16 protein-coding genes are annotated in these 15767 nt (G+C 60.5%); 1 reads left to right on the top strand and 15 read right to left on the bottom strand.

Annotated elements, in window-relative coordinates; all coding sequences use genetic code 11:
* Positions 1-885: 885 nt before the first annotated feature.
* Positions 886-2181 (top strand): sugar efflux transporter, encoded by a 1296-nt coding sequence (locus tag ACZCWR_RS31435; protein ID WP_487306588.1) that lies wholly within the window; start codon positions 886-888, stop codon positions 2179-2181.
* Between the two features lie 10 nt (positions 2182-2191).
* On the opposite strand, the gene ACZCWR_RS31430 is transcribed toward ACZCWR_RS31435, so the two are convergent.
* The 15 genes from ACZCWR_RS31430 to ACZCWR_RS31360 form a co-directional block, all read right to left on the bottom strand.
* On the bottom strand, positions 2192-3499 hold the full coding sequence (locus ACZCWR_RS31430; protein WP_487306587.1) for a PQQ-dependent sugar dehydrogenase: 1308 nt from the start codon (positions 3497-3499) through the stop codon (positions 2192-2194).
* Complete coding sequence (locus tag ACZCWR_RS31425) at positions 3492-3941, bottom strand: DUF2231 domain-containing protein (protein WP_487306586.1); 450 nt, start codon at positions 3939-3941, stop codon at positions 3492-3494. The genes ACZCWR_RS31430 and ACZCWR_RS31425 overlap by 8 nt, the downstream gene beginning before the upstream one ends.
* An 80-nt stretch (positions 3942-4021) precedes the next feature.
* Positions 4022-5203: an acyltransferase family protein gene (locus ACZCWR_RS31420; protein WP_487306585.1), complete on the bottom strand. Its 1182-nt coding sequence runs from the start codon at positions 5201-5203 to the stop codon at positions 4022-4024.
* A gap of 280 nt (positions 5204-5483) precedes the next feature.
* Positions 5484-6158 (bottom strand): GntR family transcriptional regulator, encoded by a 675-nt coding sequence (locus ACZCWR_RS31415; RefSeq protein WP_487306584.1) that lies wholly within the window; start codon positions 6156-6158, stop codon positions 5484-5486.
* Positions 6159-6204: 46 nt separating this feature from the next.
* Entirely contained in the window at positions 6205-6963 is a 759-nt protein-coding gene (locus tag ACZCWR_RS31410; protein WP_487306583.1) for a carboxymuconolactone decarboxylase family protein, read from the bottom strand.
* Positions 6956-7357, bottom strand: coding sequence for a cupin domain-containing protein (locus ACZCWR_RS31405; protein ID WP_487306582.1), 402 nt, complete (start codon positions 7355-7357; stop codon positions 6956-6958). The genes ACZCWR_RS31410 and ACZCWR_RS31405 overlap by 8 nt, the downstream gene beginning before the upstream one ends.
* The gene (locus ACZCWR_RS31400; RefSeq protein WP_487306581.1) at positions 7354-8271 is read right to left on the bottom strand and encodes an NAD(P)-dependent oxidoreductase; all 918 of its coding nucleotides are present in this window, start codon (positions 8269-8271) and stop codon (positions 7354-7356) included. The genes ACZCWR_RS31405 and ACZCWR_RS31400 overlap by 4 nt, the downstream gene beginning before the upstream one ends.
* Before the next feature lie 18 nt (positions 8272-8289).
* The gene (locus tag ACZCWR_RS31395) at positions 8290-9639 is read right to left on the bottom strand and encodes an MFS transporter (protein ID WP_487306580.1); all 1350 of its coding nucleotides are present in this window, start codon (positions 9637-9639) and stop codon (positions 8290-8292) included.
* 36 nt (positions 9640-9675) lie between these two features.
* Positions 9676-10071, bottom strand: a complete 396-nt coding sequence (locus ACZCWR_RS31390) for a carboxymuconolactone decarboxylase family protein (RefSeq protein WP_487306579.1) — start codon at positions 10069-10071, stop codon at positions 9676-9678.
* A gap of 42 nt (positions 10072-10113) precedes the next feature.
* Positions 10114-11541 (bottom strand): aldehyde dehydrogenase family protein, encoded by a 1428-nt coding sequence (locus tag ACZCWR_RS31385; RefSeq protein ID WP_487306578.1) that lies wholly within the window; start codon positions 11539-11541, stop codon positions 10114-10116.
* 17 nt (positions 11542-11558) lie between these two features.
* Positions 11559-11888, bottom strand: a complete 330-nt coding sequence (locus tag ACZCWR_RS31380) for an NIPSNAP family protein (protein WP_487306577.1) — start codon at positions 11886-11888, stop codon at positions 11559-11561.
* 23 nt (positions 11889-11911) lie between these two features.
* The gene (locus ACZCWR_RS31375; protein WP_487306576.1) at positions 11912-12829 is read right to left on the bottom strand and encodes an NAD(P)-dependent oxidoreductase; all 918 of its coding nucleotides are present in this window, start codon (positions 12827-12829) and stop codon (positions 11912-11914) included.
* Between the two features lie 32 nt (positions 12830-12861).
* On the bottom strand, positions 12862-14211 hold the full coding sequence (locus ACZCWR_RS31370) for an MmgE/PrpD family protein (protein WP_487306575.1): 1350 nt from the start codon (positions 14209-14211) through the stop codon (positions 12862-12864).
* Positions 14201-14971, bottom strand: coding sequence for an SDR family oxidoreductase (locus tag ACZCWR_RS31365; protein ID WP_487306825.1), 771 nt, complete (start codon positions 14969-14971; stop codon positions 14201-14203). Before ACZCWR_RS31365 ends, ACZCWR_RS31370 begins: the two co-directional genes overlap by 11 nt.
* Positions 14971-15765, bottom strand: coding sequence for an N-acyl homoserine lactonase family protein (locus tag ACZCWR_RS31360; protein WP_487306574.1), 795 nt, complete (start codon positions 15763-15765; stop codon positions 14971-14973). Before ACZCWR_RS31360 ends, ACZCWR_RS31365 begins: the two co-directional genes overlap by 1 nt.
* Positions 15766-15767 lie beyond the last annotated feature (2 nt).

The raw sequence follows: 15767 nt of genomic DNA, 5'->3' as shown, positions 1-15767 counted from the left end.
TCCTTGGGCGTTGGTTTGTTGTGGAAGGGGCTTCTGTTGGTTGTGTCTTTATTGCAGTAGCCGCCTCCCCGGCGGGGGGGTAACTTTCTTTGCTGCTGCAAAGAAAGTCACCAAAGAAAGCAGCTTTTCAACCCATGCACGATGGCTGGAGAGGGTTGGTCTCGATTACCCGATGCAGTGGCCGCAATAGGGCTTGCCACGCATAACAAGCCGCTTAGGCAACCTAGCGATTACGCGCCCGAATCCTTTGGTCTTAGTGGACCGCATTCATTCTTTCGGCCATGCGCTGCGCGCGCCGAGAACGTAAGAACGGAATCCCGCAGCGTATCAGCGCCCAGCCACCTCACGCTTCTCCGCTCTTTTGCTATTCGGCCCTACCTTAGTCAGCACTTCGAGCAAAGCCTAACGCTTTCGGTGTGTCGCTTTATGGAAGTGCTAACCAAGGTAGTGCCCAATGGGATGGGTGCGATGTAGTTTGATGTGGCTGGGCGCTCATACGCTGCGGGGTTCCGTTCTTACGTTCTCGGCGCGCGAAGCGCATGGCCGAAAGAATGAGCGCGATCCACTAAGACTCAAGGATTCGAGCGCGCAATCGCCAGGTTGCCTAAGCGACTCGTTATGCGTGGCAAGTCCTATTGCGGCCACTGCATTGTTAATCCAGACCAACCCTCTCCAGCCAGCGTGCATGGTGTAAAAAGCTGCTTTCTTTGGTGACTTTCTTTGCAGCAGCAAAGAAAGTTACCCCCCGCCGGGGAGGCGGCTACTGAATAAACACCACAACCAACAGAAGCCCCTTCCACGAAAAACCACCAGCCCACAACCAAAATGCAGCGCATAATAAGCCCCGCCTCGGCATAACCACCACAGCAAAAAATCCCCCTCCGCATGAACACCCGCCTCCTCACCCTCACCAAAATCCCGTTCTTCGTTCCCTTATCCGCCGCAACCTTGATGCTCGGCGTAGCCATGTCCTTCACCGCGCCGTATCTATCGCTATTCAGCGTGGAACAAGCCGACATGACGCCACTTCAACTCGGCATCTTCATGACGCTGATCGCGGCCAGCGGCGTGGTCGCCAGCGCGCTCGCAGGTAAATGGTCCGATAGCCGCGGACATCACCGCGAATTGCTGTTGTCGGCATTAATCGCTTCAGCGTTAGGTTTCATCCTGCTGTGCCTGGTGCGCAACTATTCCGCATTGGTGGCAATCGGCGTTGCATTTCTAGGCGCCGGCGGCGCCGCCATGTCGCTTGTGTTCTCCTTCGCGCGCACAGCCCTACCCGTCGATGACGCAAGCGAACGCGCCTTCGCGCTCGCCACACTGCGCACGGTGCTCTCAATGGCGTGGGTATTCGGGCCGTCCGTGGGCGCGCTCGTGCTTGCAGGCGTCGGTTTTCATGGACTGTTCCTGTTCGCGGCAGCATGCTTCGCGGCGTGCGGTGCAATCGTCTGGCGCATGCACGATTCGCCGAAAGGCGATCCGCACAGCGCGCCCGCACACTACGCTGGCGACCCGTCCACACTGCTCGAAGTCACCGCGCCCGAGTCCGATGAAACCCCGCCACCGCACGAAGGCGTGCAAGGATCGCGCGCGGAGATCTGGCGTTCGGTAGTGGCGCTCACGCTCATCGGACTCGCCGCGAATGCAACGATGATCGTGCTGCCGCTCTACGTCGTACACGGCATGCATGGCTCGCGCATAGACGTATCCATCATGCTTGGCCTGGGCGCACTGCTCGAAATCCCGATGATGCTCTGGCTCGGCGCACGGGGCGCGCGTCTGTCCAAGCAAAAGTGGCTCGCATCGTGCGCGGCAGTGCACATGGTCTATTTCGTGGCGGTGGCATCGTCGCAAAGCATCACCTTTCTCATTCCGATGCAGGCATTCAACGCCTTCGTGGTGGCCGTCACGTCGTGTCTCGGCATGACCTACATGCAAGACCTCATGCCCCGTACGCCCGGCGCCGCGACTGCGCTGTTCTTCAATTCATCGCGCGTCGGCTCGATTCTCTCGGGTGTCCTGTCCGGCGTGCTCGTGGCCGCGCTCGGTTATCGCGGCACGTTCCTCGTTTGCGGATGCCTCACGCTAGGCTCGCTGCTCCTGTTCGCCAATCCGCCTTACAGGTTGATCGCGGCGCGCGTGTGGGGATGGCTCAAGACGCGGCGGCAAGCATTTCGATAAGCACTACGGCTTAACTTCCCGCCCGGGTCACGCGCCATACTGTGTTGCCTACATCGTCCGCGATCACGAGCGCGCCGTCGCGGTCCTGCGCAACGCCCACGGGCGCGCCATAGAGTTCCTTTTCATCGCTCGATGCAAAGCCGGTCACGACATGCTTCGGCGCGCCCACGGGCTTGCCGTGATCGAACGTGACGAAGTCCACCGAATAGCCCGAAAGCGGCGAGCGATCCCAACTTCCATGCTCGCCGATGAACGCACCCCCGCGATACTGCGCAGGCAAATTGCTCCCCGTATAGAAGGTCAGGCCAAGCGGCGCGACGTGGGATCCAATCGCGTAATCCGGCGCGATCGCCTTGGCGACAAGATCGGGACGCTGCGGCTGCGCGCGCGGATCGACATGCTGACCGTAGTAGCTATAGGGCCACCCATAGAACGCGCCTTCATGCACCGAGGTCAGATAATCGGGCACGAGGTCCGCGCCTATTTCGTCGCGCTCGTTGGCGACGGCCCAAAGCTGTCCGGTTTGCGGTTCCCATTGCAGACCCGTTGGATTGCGAATACCCGCCGCGTAAATGCGGCTGCCGCCCGTTGCCACATCGATTTCAAGAACGTTCGCGCGCCGGTACTCGACATCCAGACCGTTCTCGCCCACGTTGCTGTTAGACCCCACGCCTACATAGAGTTTCTTCCCATCGGGACTTGCAAGCAGCGCTTTGGTCCAGTGATGGTTCACCGTGTCCGGCAAATCGGTGAGTTCCACTCCCTTTTCCGCGATGTTCGTTTCACCAGTCTTGTAGGGGAACTTAAGAATCGCATCCGTATCCGCGACGTAAAGCGTATCGCCCACCAGTTGCATGCCAAAAGGCGAATGCAGATGATCGATGAATACATGTTTGTCCCATTCCCCGCTTCCATCGCCTCGCTTGCGCAATAACGTAATGCGATTCGCACCCTTCGCCTTCTTGCCTGAGCGGCCCGAAATCAATCCGGCAATGAGTTGCTTGGGCGTGGTGACGGCCTCCTTGTCCGGGCTATTGGATTCGGCCACCAGAATATCGCCATTGGGCAGCGAATAGACTTGGCGCGGATGCACCAGTCCGGAAGCAATCCTCTCGATCTTCAAACCATCCGCGACCTTCGGCATTTCGCCGTTGCGCCATCCCACGTATTCGGGCACTTGCATCGGCGGTGCGAGGAAATTGCGTGCGGCCGGCATGGGCGGGTTCGCGCCGGCCTGATGTTCCGCGTCGTACACAGCGTGTTCGTTGCATCCGCTAATGAAGACTGCGATCACAAGCCCTGAGATAAGCTTATTCATGGCGGTTCTCCCCGTGACCGAACTTGTCGAACGCAAGCACGAGTTGACCGAGACTCAGGAAGAACACCGTCACCACGGAAAGAATCACATTGAGCGGCACCATGCCATACGCGTCGCGGCTATGCACGAATGCATTGATGATGGCCGCAACGATACCAACGAGGTTCAGCCAGAAGTCGAGCTTCTCGCGTCTGCTGACCACGCGCTGTCGCCCAATCCATACATGCCCGAGATTGATGAAGCGCGGAACGATCGCAAACAGAAGCGCCGCTGTCACGAGCCATGCCGCGCCTTTGCCCCAGAACACGTTACGCGTGATCGCATAGACAATGTCGAAGATCAGCGTGCCGACAAAGAGGCCGTACGGAATAGGATTCAGCCAGTCGAAAATGGCGGTGGCGAATCGGGAGCGATAACGATAGGCGGGAGAGACGGTAGACATGGCGAAACCCTCTGCAAACGACTGCGAATGCAGAGGCTTTCGCACAACTCATGCCTGCGGCATGCCTCGATTATTCGTGCTTACTCGTGAGTTTCACGCGACAGCCGTCGCTCAGAGGCATCCGGCGTGAAAGAGAAGCTGACACCGGCGACATCATCGTTCGATGCCTGCTTATGCTGACGATGCCGCAAGCGCTGATTTATCCACCGTCGCGCAGGCGTTTCGATGAGGTGATGAACCAGCATCCCGCCACCTGTCAGCGCCGCCATGTACACGACGAACTGAACCGCTTGTGGCAGATGCCCGATGGCCGTGACGTTCTTTCTCGCGAAGGACAGGATATCCAGCGGGAAGCGCTGGATCATGTACATGCAGTACGACACCTCGCCGAGATAAACCACCCAGCTTAAAGAGAGGGGACGTGTCAGCAGATCCGCGCGCGAGGACAGCGCAAAGACGAGTGCGCCCAGCCCGACCACGCTCAACGCATCGCTGTTCACCACCACGCCTACGTTGATCAGCACAAGCGCCACGAGGCCCGAGATGATCGGCAAATTAGCGAAGTTCATGAGCTTTCTGATGCGGCACAGCAGCACGCCCGCATAGAATTCCGGCACGAGCCGGCTAAGGCCGCCCGGCAGCGAAAGATGATCGGGCGAGCGCCATTCGAGCCACACCAATGCGGCAATGGGCAACAGTAACGCGATCAGCGCAAGCACGCGATTGCGCGCGGGCACGAGCAGCACGAATATCGGAAAGAACACATAAGCAAACCATTCGGCGCTGACCGACCACGCTACATCGTTCCAACCGGTGATGGTGTTCATCGACCACGCGTTAAGCAGGACGATGTTCTGCGCAAGACCCGTCCACGTGTTTTGATCCGTGCCGATGATATGTTTGTGAAGATGATGTTCCTTGAAAAAAATGACGGCCGCCGCGCCCACCAGACAGACGATATGCACCGGATAAACACGTGCAAAACGCGCGCTGATGAAGTCACGGTAACTGAACGCACGTCCGCTGGCATAGTTGTAAGCCAGAATGAAGCCGCTCAGAATAAAAAAACCGTCCACGCCCATATAGCCTTTATCGAAAAGCGCCACGGATGCGCCCAGATCGAAAAATGCGGGATCGCCGAAAGAATGGAACAGATGCCGGGTGACAACCCACAAGGCAAGAAAGATTCTGAGTCCGGTCAGGGCCTCGATGGGCCGGTCCGCTGTCAGAGAGGTGGTCGTGCTGGCGCTCGAATTTGACATGGATTGCGTGTCCGTTGCGTTGACAGGTGGATGTCGGCAGCGCAAATGCCCGGTGAACTCAAGGACATGGCGCGCAGCAATGGATAGAAGGAAAGCCGGCGAGTGGGCAAGGCCACTGCGCCACGATAAGTGCCTAGAGTGTCAGAGAAAAGTATTCTTGACCAGCATCAATTGTCTTACAAAAAAAATGCAAAATAAATGCGATTGCTCTGGATATCGTTATTTTTAGCGCTTAAGCGCGCAATTTTCAGCGCATGCAGATTCTTGAATTCAGGGGCTTTCAGAACGTATCGTCCGCTTCCAGCATGCGCATGGCGGCTTTTTCCGCATTCGCCACGTGCAGCCGCGCAATGGCTTGTGCCTGTTCCGCGTCGCGCGATTTGATCGCTTTATAGAGTTTGTCGATTTCCTTCAAGCTGGCGGGCAATCGGTCGGGATGCATCAAGGAAGTGGCGCGAAGCAAATTAATGCGCAAATACAGGCTATGCAATATTTCCTTGACCAGCGTATTGCCGCAACTGTCGAGCAGGATATCGTATAGCGCGGTTTTAGCATCGAGTACGCCGTCGCGATTCTGCGCGGTGGCCTGCGCGCGCAGTTCCTTCGCCGCTTCGCCGAAACGAGAAATGGCTTCATCGCTCGCATTCGTGGCGAATTCATGCGCGGCGAAGCCTTCCAGCAAGCCACGCAACGCATACAGCTCGTGCGCTTCGTCGCGCGACATCACCGCGACCACCGGCCCCTTGTGCGGCACGTTGCGCACGAGTTTTTCCGCTTCCAGCTTGCGCAACGCTTCACGCACGGACGTGCGGCTCACGCCGAGCGTCTCGCAAAGCTCGCGCTCGACCAGCCGCGCGCCCGGTGCAAAACGCCCCGTCATGATGGCCTTGCGCAGCGCGTTTTCAACCTGATGCCGCAGCGTTTCCGGCCGCACCAAACCCAAATCAGTCGACATTATTGTCTTCCCGTCCGACAAACATACCCGTCATCATAGCGGACCGCTAACGCGCGCCGGCGTGCTTTTCCAGCGCGGCCTCGAGCATGGGCGCGCCGAGCTCCGCGCCGTGAATGCCTGTCGTGCTCACCACTTCCAGCAATTCCATTAATTCTTCCGCAGTCGCGCCGTAGCGCAGGGCATTGCGCATGTGCAGCTTGAGACCCGGCACATAGAGATGCGTGGCCGATGCATCGAACGCGCAATAGATAAACTCTTTGATCTTTGGTGCGAGCACGCCGGTGCGCCACGGCACCGATGAAAAATTCACATAGGCTTCGAAAAGATCGGGATCGAGTTCGAGCAGGCCTTCCCAGGTCGGATGCCAATAACCACGGTTCTTTTCGAATGCGGCCTTGAGCATGCCTTGCCGTTCGTCGAGCGGCTTCGGGCCATCGCGCAAGCCTTCTTCCTCCAGCACTTCAAGCAATACCGGCACGCCGACATTACTCGTGTGAATGCCGATGGTGCTCACTAGTTCGAGCACTTCCATCAACTCCTCACGACTCGCGCCGAATTCAAGCGCCCGCGCAATATGCCGCTCCACGCCCGGTTTCCACAACTGCGTGGCGCAGGCATCGGCGGCGAGTGCGATGAACGCGCGCGTCTTGTCATCGAGACGATTGCGGCGCGCGGGCACACCGCAGAACTCCACATAAGCCGCGACGAAGCCCGCGTCCAGCCTCAACATACTTTCCCACGCGGCATTCCACACGCCATGCACGCGCACGAATTCTTCCTTGATGCGAGCGCTCTCGCTATTCATCGACAGACTCCAATCCACGCGGATAGTCCTGCTCCGCCACTTCTTCGAGCCATACGGCCTTGCCGAGCGATGTCGCGATATGCACCATGTAACTGCTGTCGCTCGCCCCGTGCCAATGCCGCTCGTTCGGCCCGATGAACACGATATCGCCCTGCCGGATCTCTCGCGGCGGCTCCCCGTCGAGACAGACCCAGCCGCGTCCCGCGGTGACCTGTAGGATTTGCCCGCGTTCATGCGTATGCCAGTAGGTGCGTCCGCCCGGCGTGAACATCACCGTGTTGATGGTGACGCCATCGGTCGGCGGCATCACCGGGTCGGCCCACACTTCGCCCGTGAAGGTCTCGCCGCGACGCTCCGACTTGCCGCCTTCCGCCCTGCCGTGAAAAACCTTCATGCTTCGTTCTCCTTGTTTGCGGATCGATCGAAAAGACGCACGCCGCCCGATACGTCGCCGATGGCGTCGACTACGCGGTTGCTGATGGCATCGCCATAACCGAGCGCGGTGCCGAGACCAAAGCTCGCAAGCGGACCCGCCGCATTGAGCGATGCCACGCCGAGTTCGCGCGCGCGCACGACGTAGAGCATGACGTCCTTCGTCATCAGCTTGCCCGTCAGGCCGCCTTCGAGATAGTCGCCATCGACAATCTTTGGAAAGCGGTTGAGCGTGGCGAAGTTCACGCCCGTGCTGCTGTTGAGGACATCGAGCAGAACGTGCAGGTCGAGACCGGCTTTCTTGCCTGCGACCATCACCTCGGCGCTCGCGGCGAGGCTCACCGCATTGAGAAAGTTATTCAGCAATTTCGTGGTATGCCCCGCACCGCTTTCGCCCATGTACGCGACCTTCGCGCTGATCGGCGCAAAGGCCCACGCTATTGCATCGACGGTCGCGCGATCGCCGCCCACCATCAGCGTGAGCGTGCCCTTGTCGGCCGCCGCCGCGCCGCCGGAGATGCCGGCATCGATGTATTGCACGCCACGTTCGGCGAAGCACTTGGCCAGCCGCATGGTCGAACTTGCCGCCGCCGTGCTCAGATCGACGATGACCTGTCCCTCGCGGCAATGCGCGAGCAAGCCGTCTTCGCCTTCTATCACCGCTTCGACCACGTGGCTGTCCGGTAGCGACATCATCACGACATCGGCGAACTTCGCCACCTCCGCGAGCGATGCGGCCGCTTGCGCGCCCACTGCTTCCGCGCGGTCTTTCGCCGTGTCGTAACCGCACACGGAAATGCCTGCTGCGACCAGGCGCTTCGTCATCCGGCCACCCATGTTGCCGAGGCCGACAAACCCGATTCGCTCCTTGTTCATGTCAGTCATCCTTATCGATCAGAAGTCCACATCTTTTGTTTCCGGTCCCATCGCCGCGCCGACCGCACCGATGATGCCGCCCAGCACGAGCAGCGCCACCGAGGTCATGCGCAAGGGCATCAGCGCACTCAGCCAGTTCATGTAGAAGGCATAAAACGATGGGATGATGACCGAAAGACTGAAGCCCACGCCGAAACCCGTTGCGCGAACATCGGTGACGAAGCGCTCGTTGATGTATGTGACGATCACGCCCCACGGCGAAGTGACCAGCACCGCGAGCACACACGTCAGCGTGATGATCGTCGTGAGCGAAAGACCATCGTTGTTCGCGAGCACGTAGAGCAGCGCCGCGCCCACGGTTGCAATGAGTGGACCCACCACGATGAAAAATCGCCGCCGCCCCGTGCGCTGCGCGATCATGCCCGACGCGATATAGCTGAAGAACAGCACGAAGTACGTGACCATCAGCGTGAGGGTCATTTGAAAGCCGGTGAGATGCAGCGTTTTCACGAGCAAACCGGTTGGCAGATAGATGGTGATGATGTTCTGCGTGAGCCAGAAGCCCGTCATCATCACGAGAACCTGAAGCAAGTTGCGTCCGCTCTTGCCGCGCAGCAGATCGGTCAGCGGCAGCTTTTCCGCCTTGTCGCTCTTGTCCGCGGCTTCGCTCTCCCAGATCTGCGATTCGGATACCTTATGAACATAGTAAAGCGCGAGCACGCCCGCGAGCACCGCACCGATCACGAATGGAATGCGCCAGCCCCACTGCGCATACGGCGAACTCATGCCATGCAGCGGAAACAGCAAAAACATGAGCATGGCGACCAGATTGATGGTCACATAAGCCGCCGGAAATCCCGCGATGATGAACCCGCCCACGAAGCCGCGCTGCGCCTTCTTCGAATACTCGATGGCAAGCGGCATCGCACCCGTATAGCCGCCGCCGAGAAAAATGCCATCGACGAAACGCAGCAGCACCAGCAGCCAGTACGACAGAATGCCGATGCTTTCATAGCCCGGCAACAGTGCGATCAACAGCGTGACCACGCCGAACCCCGACACCGACCAGATCGACGCCGTGCGACGCCCGACACGGTCCGCGATCATGCCGAACAGCAGCGCACCCACCGGCCGCCCGAGCAGCGTCGTGATGAACACGAGCGATGCAAGTATCGTCTCCATGCCGCTGGACAGATGCGGCGGCTGAAAATACGCGAGCACCGGCGAGAGCACCACCACCGGCAGATAGATATCGAACATATCGATGAACTCGGAGAAGAACGCGCCCTTGATCGCGTTGCGCCTTCTCTGTTCGATCGACTGCACGTTATCGGACGCCATCACGTCCGATGCGGTGAGGGTTTTCATCGTCGTCTCCGTGTTTTTATGCGGTATGCCACTTAACTAGTCTTTCGCGTTCTCCGCTTCGTATGCCTTGATTGCCTCGCTTGCCACGCGAAACGCCGCGAGTGCGAGCGGCATGCCGCAATAGATGCCCGCCTGCATGAGCACGGCGCGAATCTCGTCCTGCGTCACGCCGTTACGCAATGCGCCCTTCACATGCACGGCCAGTTCGTGATGCTGGCTCATGGCGGTCAGCATGCCGAGGTTCAGCATGCTGCGCGTCTTGAACGAAAGCGTGCGATCGCCCCAGATATCGCCCCAGCACGCTTCCGTGACGAACTTCTGCATGGGCCGGTTGAATTCGTCGGCATTGGCCCATGACTTCTCGACGTGCGCCGCGCCCAGTACTTCCTTGCGATTGTCGAAACCCTTGTCGAAGCGTTCGTTGGTGTCCATGTTCGCGTCCTCTCCTTTGCATTACGTTTCGATTGGCTTCGATCAGACGCCGTAGCCCACCATCGCCTTCGTTTCCAGATATTCGCGCAAGCCTGCCTCGCCCCATTCGCGGCCATTGCCCGAGCGTTTATAGCCACCGAACGGCGCATGAAAATCAGGCGACGGATAGTTCAGATGCACGCCGCCCGCACGCAATGCACGGCCGACTTCCCGTGCGCGCGCGAGGTCTGCGGATTGAACGTAAGCAGCCAATCCGTAGTCCGTATCATTGGCGATGTCGATGGCTTCATCCACGCTGTCATACGGCATGATCGACAGCACGGGTCCGAAGATTTCCTCGCGCGCGATGCTCATGTCCCGCGTCACGTTCACGAAAACGGTAGGCTTGATGTAGTAACCGCGCGTCAATCCTTCGGGACGTCCCGCACCGCCCGTCACGAGCCGCGCGCCTTCATCGATGCCCTTTTCGATCAACCGCTGCACGCGCTCGAATTGCGCCGCGTTGACGAGCGGCCCGAGCTGCGTGTGCTCGTCGTTCGGGTCGCCGGTGCGAAAGCCTTCGGCGGCTTGCTTCGCTATTTGCGCGGCATCGTTCATCAAGGCACGCGGCACCAGCATGCGCGTGGGAATCGAGCACGATTGACCGGAATTCGTGAAACACGCGGCCACGCCGCGCGTGACGGCAGCCTGAAGGTCCACATCGTCGAGCAGGATGTTGGCCGACTTGCCGCCCAACTCCTGCGCCACGCGTTTGACGGTCTCCGCTGCCGCTTGCGCAACCAGTACGCCCGCCCGCGTCGAACCGGTGAACGACACCATGTCGATATCGCGATGGCGCGCGATGGCATCGCCCACGCCGCGACCATCGCCGTTGACGAGATTGAAGACGCCGGGCGGCGTGCCGGCTTCATCGAGCACTTCAGCGAACAACAGCGCGCTCAGCGGCGAATACTCGCTGGGCTTGAGCACCATCGTGCAACCCGCCGCCAGCGCGGGCGCGATCTTCACTACAATCTGATTGATCGGCCAGTTCCACGGCGTGATGAGTCCGCACACGCCGATGGGTTCATGCACGATGCGCGTGCTGCCCTGCTGCGTTTCGAACTCGAAGCCTTCGAGCACTTCGATGAGCGCCTTGAGATGCGCGGGCCCACGCGCTGTCTGCCCGCTGCGCGAAAATGCAATCGGCGCGCCCATTTCACGCGACATCGCCACGGCGAACTCATCTTGACGTCGCTCGTAGATGCGCAGCACACGTTCGAGCAATGCTCGTCGCTCGGGCGCACTCGTGCGCGACCATGACGGAAGCGCGCGGCGTGCGGCCTGCACGGCATGATCGACATCGTGTGCATCGCCGAGCGCGAGCCGTCCATGCGGCGCTTCCGTGGCAGGATCGATCATGTCGAACCAACGCGGCGCATGCGGTTCGACCCATTGTCCATCGATAAAGAACTGGCTTTCGCGGGCCATGTTCGTTTCTCCGTTAGTCAGCGACCGACAGCGGAGAACGCCGTGGGCGTGAGAATATGACTTTCGATGCGCTCGACGATGGGCCGCTCCGCCTCCGTCGCGGCGCGCTTCGCGATCCATTCGGGATCGGCCTGAAACGCGTTCCACTTCTGCTCGCGCTCGGCCAGATCTTTCCACTTCAGCAGATACGTGAGCGAGTGATTGCTCGCGCCGATATACGTCGTGAAGAATCCGGCCTGCTCGATACCGTACTTCTCGAAGAAGCCCAGCGTGATGTTGCTGAAACGGTCGAGCAAGGCGGGCAGGCGCGTCGGCGCGCAGTGATAGATGCGCATTTCGTAGAGCATGACGTTCTCCTTAGTATCGTGTTTCAATCATCAAGACCCTCGCGCGACGACCAGCGCTCCACATAACGCACGATCTCCGTCATGTCGCGCGCGGTGCCGTCCTGCATCAAGGCGTTGTTCCATACCTGACGCGCGACATTGCCCACCCACATCTGCACGCCCAGCGCCTGACATTCCTCCACTGCAAGGCCAATGTCCTTGCACACACTGGAGATAGGAAAGCCGAAATCGAAAGTGCGTGGCAAAACGTGCTTGGGAAACTTGTCGAGCGTCGCGCCGTTCTTGCCGCTGCCTGCATTGAAGACCGACATCATCGTTTCAGGATCGAGTCCGCCGCGCACGCCCGCAACGAATGCTTCAGACGTGATGGCGAGCGCCGTCGACGAAAGCATGTTGTTGAGTAATTTGATCAGTTGTCCTTGCCCCGGTGTATCGCCCACGACGAACACACGGCCGAGCACTTCGAAAAGCGCGCGCACTTCGTCGAGCGCGGTCTCCTTGCCTGCTGCCATGATCGCGAGCGTGCCCTTCTTCGCACCCGCCGCGCCGCCGCTCACCGGTGCATCGACCGTTTCGATGCCCTTGGCGAGGAGTCCATCCGCAACTTCCTTCTCCGTGCGCGATCCGACCGTGGACAGATCGACGAGTATCTTCACGCTCTCGCCTTCCACGATGCCGCCTGCGCCCAACGCGACTTGCTTGAAGACGGCGGGCGTCGGCAGGCTTGTGAACACGATGCGCGCGCGGTCTGCCACTTCGCGCACGGAAGCGGCGACCTGTGCCCCGCTTTGCGCGAGTGCTTCGGCGGCGATGCGGTCTGCGTCGAATATGACGAGCGGGTGGCCGGCTTCCATCAAACGCTGCGCCATGGGGTGGCCCATCGTGCCGACGCCGACGAAGCCCAGCGGCGTTTTGCTTTTATCGCTTGCTGCAAGAGACATGATCGATCCTCGATGCGAGTGTTGAAGATGAGTCAGAGGCGCGCGAGCTTCATGGGCGCGGTGGCGTCCGGTTCAGCGTCGAGCCGCCACAAGACTTCCGCGAGCGGACGCGGTGCGATTCCCGTGCCGCCGAATTCGGCCAGACGGGCGAGCTTGTCGGCGAGTTCGGCGTCCGTGAGCGGCGCGCCAAGGCTGCCGCGCGCGGCCTCGATGTGCTGCGTGAAATGTTCGCCCGAGCGCAGTCGCACGGATACCCGCGCGGCTTCGACAGGCATGTCTGCATCGTCGATGAAATGCAATCGCGTGGACAATGCACCCAGCGTGGGATCGGCAACGGCGGCATCGCTGAACTCCGGCAAGCCAGCTTCGCCACGCGCGAGCACGACGGCCACCGCATGCTGCGCGCTCACTTGCGATGCCCGCCCCGTGCGCACGCCGGGACGATCCGTGCGTTCTCGCAGCAGCGGATGCCCGGTCAGCTCCACACCTTCGATGTCCGCGAGCGTGAAGCGTGTATTACGCCTTAGCGCAAGGCACGCGTCGATAACGGGATTGAGCACGACGCCGCACGGATAGGGCTTATACGTATTCGCACGCAACGCCCACGCGTGACCTAGTTCATCGGTCAATTCATTTAGTTCGACATGCGAAGCACTCACACGCAGATAGCCCCGCTCGCCTTCGAGCGGCGCTTTCGGCCCGTTGCACCCAGCTTGCGCAAGCAACGCCGCAACAATGCCATTGCGCGCCGCGTTGCCCACGCTTACGCTCTTGGCCATCGTGCCCAACGTTTCCACGAGTCCACCCGCCTGCGCCGCCGCATGTCCGAAAGCCCATACGATCTGCTCCTGCGAAAGCCCGAGCACCTTTGCAACGGCGGCGGCCGCACCGAATACGCCACATGTCGATGTGATGTGCCAGCCACGCTGATAATGTTCCGGCGAAACCGCCATGCCGATGCGGCATTCCACTTCCACGCCCAACACGAACGCATGCAGCAAGCTTTCGCCTGACATCGCCTTGTCTTCAGCGAGCGCGAAAAGCGCTGCGGCCACAGGCGCGGCAGGATGGATGATGGTCGGAATATGCGTGTCGTCGAAATCGAACACGTTCGCGCTCACGGCGTTGAGCGCGGCGGCATTGAGCATGTCCGTTCGCGTTGCGCGGCCCACGAGGCTCGCCGAGCGGTTCGCACTGAAACGTTCATGCACGGCGATGGCCGCATCGATGGTCGGTTCGTTCGCGGCTGCCAGCGCCACCGCGAAGTAATTGACGAGCGCGCGTTTCGCTTCATGCCGCACATCGCCGGGCACGTCTTGCCATTGCGATCGCGCGACGAAACGCGCAAGCACGTGCGACGGAAGATCGTGTTCAGCTTGCAAGCCAGCCTCCTTCTATGGGCATCGTCGTGCCCGTGATCTGGCTCGCGGATGGGCTGCACAGATACACCACCATGTCCGCCACGTGCGACGCTTCCACGAGTTCTCCAGTGGGCTGCTTGCCCGCGAGAAACGCGCGTTCGGCCTCCGCGCGCGTGAGCTTGCGCTCGTTCATCAGCGCTTCGATGCGGCCATCGATATTCGGCGTGAGCACCGAGCCCGGACAGATCGCGTTGCAGGTGATGCCCGCATCGAGCGTTTCCATCGCCACGGCACGCGTGAGACCGACGAGCGCCGTCTTGGTTGTTACGTAGTCCACGCGATTGGCGACACCGCGCGCGCCGTACACCGAGGTCATGTTGAAGATGCGTCCCCAGCGGCGCTCCCGCATGCCGGGCAAGACCCGTTGTATCGCGCGCAACGCAGCCGTTAGATTGACCGCGAGCGCCGCGTTCCAGTGTTCGAGCGGAAATGTGTCGATGCTCGCGAAATGGCGCACCACCGCATTGTTCACGAGCACGTCGAGCGTGCCGAGCCGATTCGTCGCCTCATCGATGAGTTCGTCCACGCCCGCCACGGTCGAGAGATCCGCGCGGATATAGCTTGCGGATGGAATGCCTTGCAGCGCGGGCGTGACATGTTCGGGCGCGTCCAGCCCATGCAGCACGACAGCGCAGCCCGCGTGTGCGAGCGCGGTCGCCATCGCGAGACCAAGTCCCGCCGACGATCCGGTGACGAGCGCGCCTTTGCCCTTGAGCGTCATCATCGTGCGGCGGCGTCGAGACGCACGATCCAGCCCTGCGTGTCGCGATCATGCGACGGATAGCGTTCGAGCACGGCGGGATCGTGACCCGGCACCACATGCGTGGGCGATTCCGCAAGCCGATGCGCGGTCTCATAACCCGCGAGCATGTCGCCGACGTTATAGACCACCGGAAATGGCCGATGCTCCTGCATGTTTGCATAGAAATGCGAAGCATCGGATGCCAGCACCACCCAGCCGCGTTCCGTCTGCACGCGCACGATCTGCAGGCCGTTCGTATGACCGCCTACCCAATGCACGGTGATGCCCGGCGCGACTTCCGATGCGCCCTCATGAAAGCGCACGCGGCCATCGAACAGACGACCGACCATCGCCTTCACGTCGTCCGGTTCGAAGGGATGACTCAACGCGTGATGACACATGCAGCGCCCGGTGCAATACGCCATCTCGCGGTCCTGCACGTGATAGGTCGCGCGCGGAAACAAAGACGCATTGCCCGCGTGGTCGTAATGCATGTGTGTGACGATCACATCCTGCACCGCATCCGGTTCGATGCCGATGCGCTTCAAGCCTACATCGACAGGATTCGTGATGGTGCGCCCGCGCTTGCCCGCCATGGCCTGATCGAAGCCTGTATCCACGATGAAAGTCCGCTCGCGCCCGACGATGGCCCAGACGAAATAGTCCAGCGGCATCGGCACATCATGCGAATCGCCGCCGAGAAAGTTGTCGCCTGAACGCCGTTCGAAATGCGCGTATTTGACGGCGTAGATTCGATAGTTCTCCGTGGTCATGT

The sequence above is a fragment of the Caballeronia sp. A2-2 genome (assembly GCF_057612605.2).
The sequence above is the reverse complement of the archived record's forward strand: the minus strand, read 5'-3'. Positions and strand labels throughout refer to the sequence as shown.

Coding starts and splice junctions, on each gene's coding strand:
- ACZCWR_RS31435 (WP_487306588.1), top strand. CDS start 886: ATGAACACCCGCCTCCTCACCCTCACCAAAATCCCGTTCTTCGTTCCC.
- ACZCWR_RS31430 (WP_487306587.1), bottom strand. CDS start 3,499: ATGAATAAGCTTATCTCAGGGCTTGTGATCGCAGTCTTCATTAGCGGA.
- ACZCWR_RS31425 (WP_487306586.1), bottom strand. CDS start 3,941: ATGTCTACCGTCTCTCCCGCCTATCGTTATCGCTCCCGATTCGCCACC.
- ACZCWR_RS31420 (WP_487306585.1), bottom strand. CDS start 5,203: ATGTCAAATTCGAGCGCCAGCACGACCACCTCTCTGACAGCGGACCGG.
- ACZCWR_RS31415 (WP_487306584.1), bottom strand. CDS start 6,158: ATGTCGACTGATTTGGGTTTGGTGCGGCCGGAAACGCTGCGGCATCAG.
- ACZCWR_RS31410 (WP_487306583.1), bottom strand. CDS start 6,963: ATGAATAGCGAGAGCGCTCGCATCAAGGAAGAATTCGTGCGCGTGCAT.
- ACZCWR_RS31405 (WP_487306582.1), bottom strand. CDS start 7,357: ATGAAGGTTTTTCACGGCAGGGCGGAAGGCGGCAAGTCGGAGCGTCGC.
- ACZCWR_RS31400 (WP_487306581.1), bottom strand. CDS start 8,271: ATGAACAAGGAGCGAATCGGGTTTGTCGGCCTCGGCAACATGGGTGGC.
- ACZCWR_RS31395 (WP_487306580.1), bottom strand. CDS start 9,639: ATGAAAACCCTCACCGCATCGGACGTGATGGCGTCCGATAACGTGCAG.
- ACZCWR_RS31390 (WP_487306579.1), bottom strand. CDS start 10,071: ATGGACACCAACGAACGCTTCGACAAGGGTTTCGACAATCGCAAGGAA.
- ACZCWR_RS31385 (WP_487306578.1), bottom strand. CDS start 11,541: ATGGCCCGCGAAAGCCAGTTCTTTATCGATGGACAATGGGTCGAACCG.
- ACZCWR_RS31380 (WP_487306577.1), bottom strand. CDS start 11,888: ATGCTCTACGAAATGCGCATCTATCACTGCGCGCCGACGCGCCTGCCC.
- ACZCWR_RS31375 (WP_487306576.1), bottom strand. CDS start 12,829: ATGTCTCTTGCAGCAAGCGATAAAAGCAAAACGCCGCTGGGCTTCGTC.
- ACZCWR_RS31365 (WP_487306825.1), bottom strand. CDS start 14,971: ATGACGCTCAAGGGCAAAGGCGCGCTCGTCACCGGATCGTCGGCGGGA.
- ACZCWR_RS31360 (WP_487306574.1), bottom strand. CDS start 15,765: ATGACCACGGAGAACTATCGAATCTACGCCGTCAAATACGCGCATTTC.